This is a genomic window from Kitasatospora sp. NPDC059577, assembly GCF_042735475.1.
Taxonomy (GTDB): Bacteria; Actinomycetota; Actinomycetes; order Streptomycetales; family Streptomycetaceae; genus Kitasatospora.
Genome location: NZ_JBHWBZ010000007.1, coordinates 1 through 5,715 on the forward strand (window position 1 = coordinate 1; position 5,715 = coordinate 5,715).

Sequence of the window (5,715 nt, forward strand, 5' to 3'; positions counted from 1 at the left end):
TGGGATTGAACCAGTGACCCCTACCGTGTCAAGGTAGTGCTCTCCCGCTGAGCTAATCGCGCCTGGTGTGGCGGTCCTGCAGCAGACCTCGAAGGGCCCGACGTGCGCGATACTGGGATTGAACCAGTGACCCCTACCGTGTCAAGGTAGTGCTCTCCCGCTGAGCTAATCGCGCCTGGTGTGGCGGTCCTGCAGCAGACCTCGAAGGATCCGACGTGCGCGATACTGGGATTGAACCAGTGACCCCTACCGTGTCAAGGTAGTGCTCTCCCGCTGAGCTAATCGCGCGCACGGGGACGCCCCCGGTGGAACCGGGGGATCCTCTTGGAGGTGGAGACGGGATTTGAACCCGTGTACACGGCTTTGCAGGCCGTTGCCTCGCCTCTCGGCCACTCCACCAGGCAACACATGAAGAACGATCTTACACTGTTCTCCATCGAGCGGACGACGAGATTCGAACTCGCGACCCTCACCTTGGCAAGGTGATGCTCTACCAACTGAGCCACGTCCGCCTGTCTCCCGGGGGCCTCACCGGTTTTCCCGGCTGCGCTCCCTGGCGACGTGTTGAACTCTAGCGGATTCCCGGGCCAGCTAAAAATCCGTTCCCGCAGCGTGCCGAGGGGATGCCCGTCGAGTGCCGTCGCGTCGGCCTCCGACCGCGGTCATCGGCCGTCACCTGCGGCGCTCCCGGACGATCATCCGCAGGTCACCCGGCGCACACCCGCGCGACGTCCGTGGCTGCTCACGCCCGGGTCCGTACGCCCGGGCGCACGCACGGTCACACAGGGCCGGGCCCGCGCCCCCGACCTACACTTCAGGCACCGCCGCCCAGCACACCGCGCAGGAGAACCGTGTCCGGCCACCCCGACCCCCGCACCCCGCTCGCCCGCTTCGGCGGCCGCCTGGCCACCGGACTGCGCGACGTCACCTCGGACCCGGCCGCCCTCGACTCCTCCGGCTACTGGGCCGTCGCCTACGACTTCGAGGGCCGACTGACCTGCGCCCGCTTCGACGAGCTCCGCCCCGCCCCCGCCCCGCCCTCCGGCGCGGGCTGGCGAGGCCCGGACGCCGGCACCTGGCACAGCTCCCTCGACCGCGCCGCCTACGTCGCGGGCGTACGTCGCATCCGCGAGCACATAGCCGCGGGCGAGGTCTACCAGGCCAACCTCTGCCGGGTGCTGTCCGCGCCCCTGCCCGACCCGGACCTCAGCGACGTCGACGCCCTCACCGGCCTCCTCGCCCACGGCAACCCCGCCCCCTACGCCGGCACCATCCGACTGCCCGGCCACGGCGTCGAGATCGCCACCGCCTCACCCGAGCTCTACCTGCGCCGCACCGGCCGCACCGTCTCCTCCGGCCCGATCAAGGGCACCGGCCGCACCGAGGACGACCTCCTCGACAAGGACCACGCCGAGAACGTGATGATCGTGGACCTGGTCCGCAACGACCTCGGCCGCGTCTGCGGCACCGGCACCGTCACCGTCCCCGACCTGTGCGCCGTCGAGAAGCACCCCGGCCTGGTCCACCTGGTCTCCACCGTCGAGGGCACCCTGCGGGAGGACGCCGACTGGCCCGAGCTCCTCGCCGCCACCTTCCCGCCCGGATCCGTCACCGGCGCCCCCAAGTCCAGTGCCCTGCGGATCATCGACGCCCTGGAGACCGCCCCGCGCGGCCCCTACTGCGGTGCCGTCGGCTGGGTCGACGCCGACCGCGGCGAGGGCGAACTCGCCGTCGGCATCCGCACCTTCTGGGTCGACCGGACCGACCCCGGCGCGCCCGTCCTGCGCTTCGGCACCGGCGCCGGCATCACCTGGGGCTCCGATCCCGAACGCGAGTGGGCGGAAACCGAACTGAAGGCCGCCCGACTGGTCGCGATAGCGTCGGGCAGCGAACCCGACCACACCGGGGCGTGAGCCACACCGTCCACCGCCCCCGCTGAGGAGCAGCCCCGATGCACAACCGCACCACGAGCTGGGTCAACGGCGCCCTCGTCGACTCCGCCGACGCCGCCGTCTCGGTCCTCGACCACGGCCTCACCACAGGCGACGGCGTCTTCGAGACCATGAAGACCGTCGACGGCAAGGCCTTCGCGGTCACCCGCCACCTCGACCGGCTCACCCGCTCCGCCCGCGGCCTCGGCCTGCCCGATCCCGACCACGACCTGGTCCGCGAGGCCTGTGCCCGGGTCCTCGCCGCCAACCCCGCGCCGCTCGGCCGCCTGCGCGTGACCTACACCGGCGGCCCGGCCCCGCTCGGCTCCGAGCGCGGCACCACCGGCCCCACCCTCGTGGTCGCCATGGGCGCCATCGGCCGCCGCCCCGACGAGACCGCCGTCGCCGTCGTCCCCTGGCGCCGCAACGAGCACAGTGCCGTGGCGGGCCTGAAGACCACCTCCTACGCCGAGAACGTCGTCGCCCTGGCCGCCGCCCACCGCACCGGCGCCTCCGAGGCCCTGTTCGCCAACACCGCCGGCCGGCTCTGCGAGGGCACCGGCTCCAACGTCTTCGTGGTCATCGGCGGCCGCCTGCTCACCCCCGCCCTCGCCTCCGGATGCCTGGCCGGCATCACCCGGCAGCTCGTCATCGACTGGTGCGGAGCCGAGGAGGCCGACCTCCCGCTCGACGCCCTCCGGGACGCCGACGAGGTCTTCCTGACCTCCACCACCCGTGACGTCCAGGCCGTCACCCGCGTCGACGACCGCGAGCTGGCCGGCATCGGCCCCGTCACCGCCGAGGCCATGAAGGTCTTCGCCGAGCGAGGCGACGACGACCTCGACCCGTGATCCCCGCCTCCGGGAGACGGAACCGGCCGCGTGCCCGACCTCGTGGATAACCTCCCGGACAAGGGGAAGGGACCACCACATGACCACCACGCTGCGCCCCGAGGGCCCGGAGACACCCACCGCGGCCGGCGGCCGCACCAGACGCTGGCGGATCCTGTCGAACGGCCACCCGGTCGGCGCGCTGCGCACCACCGGCACTCCGCACGACGGCCGACTCTGGGGCGAGATATCGGAGTTGGAAATCACCGAGGGGCGCGGCCGGGGGCGCGGCACGTTCGGCGCGCTGGCCGCGGAGGAGGTGCTGCGCCACTGGGGCTGCACCCGGGTGGACGTCAAGGTCCCCGAGTCGGCGCCGATCGCACGCGCCCTCGCCGCCACCCTCGGCTACACCGAGCGGATGCGGTCCCTGTACAAGCGCCTCACCGATGCCCCCGCCCTGCCCGCCGGACTCACCGCGCGCCCGATGGACCCCGCGGCGCTCCAGGACTGGCTCGACGGGGGCACCGAACGCTTCGCCCGCTCACTCGTCGCCTCCGGACTCACCGAGGACCAGGCGCGCGCCAAAGCGGGCGGCGGCGGGCGGACCCTGCTGCCGCAGGGCACCGAGACCCCCGGCGTCGTCCTGAGCAGCCTGTACGGCGCCGACGGCGGGCCGGACCCCTGCGGCTCGGTCTGGGTGGCCCTCCACCTGCGTGACCTGCCGGACGGCGAACCGCTCGCCTGGGTGATGGTGGTCGAGGTGTCCCGGGCCCACCGGGGCCGGGGACACGGCCGCACCCTGATGCTGCTCGCCGAGCGGGAGTGCCTCGCCGCCGGGGTGCGCAACCTCGGCCTCAACGTCTTCGCCGACAACGAGGTCGCCATCCGGCTCTACGACTCGCTCGGCTACGCGGTCACCGACCGCCTCTACGGCAAAGCACTCTGACGTGCCGTCAGGACGTCCGCGCCGCCTCGATGACGGCCACGATCCGCTCCCGCAGCCCGTCCTGGCTCTGCCCGCCGTCCAGGCGCTCACCGCCGATCACGTACGTCGGCGTACCCGTGACCCCGATCGCCTTCCCCTCGGCCTGGTCGGCGTCGACGGTCAGCATGTGCCGGCCGTCGATCAGCGCGGTGTCGACCTCGTCGGCGTCCACCCCGACCTCCCGGGCGACCTCCAGCAGCACCTGCTGCCCCCGTGCGTCCAGGTCCTCGACCCGGGCCAGCAGCGCCTCCACGAACGGCCAGCCCAGCCCCTGGTCGAACGCCTCCTCGGCCGCCTCGGCCGCGGCGTACGCGTGCTTGTGCTTCTCGAGCGGGAAGTGCCGCAGCTCCACGGACAGTGCGTCGCCGTACTGCGCGCGCAGCGCCCGTACGTCGTCCAGCGCGGTGCGGCAGTCCGGGCACTGGAGGTCGCACCAGAACTCGAGGCGGGGGAGGGAACCATCGATCATTCCCCCAGTGTTCCACTAGTGGGCGTCCGCTCCGGCCGGCGGTGCGCCCGAGGGCGGACCGACAGGGAGGCACCGATGACCAGGACGACCGGACGCGAAGGGGTGGCCCCGTGCTGAGCGCGGCGATCAGCTTCATCCTCACGGCGGGCGGGGTGGTTGTGGCGGGCCTGCGGGCCTACCAGCGGCGCTTCCTGTCGGCGACCCGCTGGTTCGCGGTCGCCCTGCTGCCCGCAGGGCTCTACCTGACCGGCCTGTTCCCGCTGGCGAGCACGATCGGCCGGGCGTTCACCGACTGGGCGGCCAAGCTGGTCCTCGACCCGCGGGTGTGGACCGGCATCGCGCTGCTCGGCGTCTCCGCGGTTCTGCTGGTCACCACCCGCTGGGTCGGCCGCCGCGGCGCCGTCGAGGCTGAGCCGCAGCGTCCGGCGGCCGCCGGTCCCGCGCCCGAGCGTCCGGCGGTGGCACCGGCGCCCAAGGCGCCGAAGAAGCCGGCCGGGGGCAAGCGCGACGACGGCCTCGGCGACTTCGCCGACATCGAGGAGATCCTCCGCAAGCGCGGGATCTGACCACCGGATCCGGACGCCGGACCCGAGCGCGGACCCGGGGGAGAGGCCCGGGAGGACAGGAGTCCGGGGTCCGGAACCCCAGGCGAGTGCCCCCGGTGTCAGGCGGAGGGGACGGCTTCCGCCGAGCGTTGCCGCGCCCGGTAGGCGGCGACGTGCAGCCGGTTGCCGCAGGTGCGGCTGTCGCAGTAGCGCCGCGAGCGGTTCCGGGAGAGGTCCACGAAGACCCGCGCGCAGTCCGGTGCCTCGCACCGGCGCAGCCGTTCCCGCTCGCCGGCCATGAGGATGAAGGCGAGGGCCATGCCCAGCTCGGCCGCCAGGTGGTCGCCGAGCGCGGCGTGCGGTGCGAAGTAGTGGATGTGCCAGTCGTGGCCGTCGTGGTCGGTCAGCCGGGGCGTCGTCCCGGCGGCGGCGACGATCGCGTTGACCAGCTCGGCGGCCTCGGCGGTGGACTCCGTCCCGAACACCTCGCGCAGCCGGGTGCGCAGCTCGTGCACCCGGCGCAGGTCGTCCTCGGTCAGCGAGTCGATCTCGCTGATCTCCTGGCGGACCACGAAGGCGTCGAGCGCGGCGACGTCCGGCAGCCGCTCGGCGCCGCACACCTCGGGTGCGGTGTTGAGCAACTCCACGAGGATGCTCAGCGCGCACTCGGTGTCATGGGTGATCAGCACGTTGGGGGCTCCTCGCGCAGGGGGACTCCGATACCCCGCGTCCACGGTTACCCCAGACCATACCGGGCCTTGTGCCAGAAGGGCGGCGCGTTCTTTCGAAGGTGTGCACGGATCCCGTCAGAGCGTCCGAAACCGGGCGTCGGCCCGCGGTTTCGGCCTTCGAACCCGAGCGTGGAGCCGGTCTCCGCACGGCCAGTTTCCGAGCGGCCAGTTTCCGAGCGGCCAGTTTCCGAGCGGCCAGTTTCCGAGCGGCCCGTCTCCGCGCG

At 72.9% G+C, this 5,715-nt stretch carries 6 protein-coding genes and 4 tRNA genes; 4 read left to right on the forward strand and 6 right to left on the reverse strand.

The genetic code is table 11. The annotated features are described in order from the left end of the window. Positions 1–103: 103 nt before the first annotated feature. From ACFV0O_RS08845 to ACFV0O_RS08860, 4 genes are all read right to left on the reverse strand, one after another. Positions 104–175, reverse strand: a tRNA-Val gene (locus ACFV0O_RS08845). A 41-nt stretch (positions 176–216) separates the two neighbouring features. Next, positions 217–288: transfer RNA gene (locus ACFV0O_RS08850), tRNA-Val, on the reverse strand. Positions 289–325: 37 nt separating this feature from the next. After that, positions 326–399: transfer RNA gene (locus ACFV0O_RS08855), tRNA-Cys, on the reverse strand. 40 nt (positions 400–439) lie between these two features. Further along, positions 440–512: transfer RNA gene (locus tag ACFV0O_RS08860), tRNA-Gly, on the reverse strand. A 339-nt stretch (positions 513–851) separates the two neighbouring features. Between ACFV0O_RS08860 and ACFV0O_RS08865 the strand changes: the two genes are divergently transcribed. The 3 genes from ACFV0O_RS08865 (at position 852) to ACFV0O_RS08875 (ending at position 3,707) form a co-directional block, all read left to right on the forward strand. Beyond that, the gene (locus ACFV0O_RS08865; protein ID WP_380338317.1) at positions 852–1,913 is read left to right on the forward strand and encodes a chorismate-binding protein; all 1,062 of its coding nucleotides are present in this window, start codon (positions 852–854) and stop codon (positions 1,911–1,913) included. Between the two features lie 38 nt (positions 1,914–1,951). Then, positions 1,952–2,782: an aminotransferase class IV gene (locus tag ACFV0O_RS08870; protein ID WP_380338320.1), complete on the forward strand. Its 831-nt coding sequence runs from the start codon at positions 1,952–1,954 to the stop codon at positions 2,780–2,782. A 79-nt stretch (positions 2,783–2,861) separates the two neighbouring features. After that, positions 2,862–3,707 carry a GNAT family N-acetyltransferase gene (locus ACFV0O_RS08875; RefSeq protein WP_380338322.1) on the forward strand — a complete coding sequence of 282 codons (846 nt, stop codon included), beginning with the start codon at positions 2,862–2,864 and terminating at the stop codon, positions 3,705–3,707. A 7-nt stretch (positions 3,708–3,714) separates the two neighbouring features. On the opposite strand, the gene ACFV0O_RS08880 is transcribed toward ACFV0O_RS08875, so the two are convergent. Further along, positions 3,715–4,215, reverse strand: coding sequence for a DsbA family protein (locus tag ACFV0O_RS08880; protein WP_380338325.1), 501 nt, complete (start codon positions 4,213–4,215; stop codon positions 3,715–3,717). A 110-nt stretch (positions 4,216–4,325) separates the two neighbouring features. On the opposite strand from ACFV0O_RS08880, the gene ACFV0O_RS08885 reads away from it, so the two are divergent. Then, on the forward strand, positions 4,326–4,781 hold the full coding sequence (locus ACFV0O_RS08885) for a hypothetical protein (RefSeq protein WP_360264685.1): 456 nt from the start codon (positions 4,326–4,328) through the stop codon (positions 4,779–4,781). A gap of 98 nt (positions 4,782–4,879) precedes the next feature. On the opposite strand, the gene ACFV0O_RS08890 is transcribed toward ACFV0O_RS08885, so the two are convergent. Then, positions 4,880–5,449, reverse strand: coding sequence for a CGNR zinc finger domain-containing protein (locus ACFV0O_RS08890; protein WP_380338328.1), 570 nt, complete (start codon positions 5,447–5,449; stop codon positions 4,880–4,882). Positions 5,450–5,715: the final 266 nt, after the last annotated feature.

Bases quoted from the DNA above. Each gene is read 5' to 3' on its own strand.
- ACFV0O_RS08870 (WP_380338320.1), top strand. From the start codon at position 1,952: ATGCACAACCGCACCACGAGCTGGGTCAACGGCGCCCTCGTCGACTCC.
- ACFV0O_RS08875 (WP_380338322.1), top strand. From the start codon at position 2,862: ATGACCACCACGCTGCGCCCCGAGGGCCCGGAGACACCCACCGCGGCC.
- ACFV0O_RS08880 (WP_380338325.1), bottom strand. From the start codon at position 4,215: ATGATCGATGGTTCCCTCCCCCGCCTCGAGTTCTGGTGCGACCTCCAG.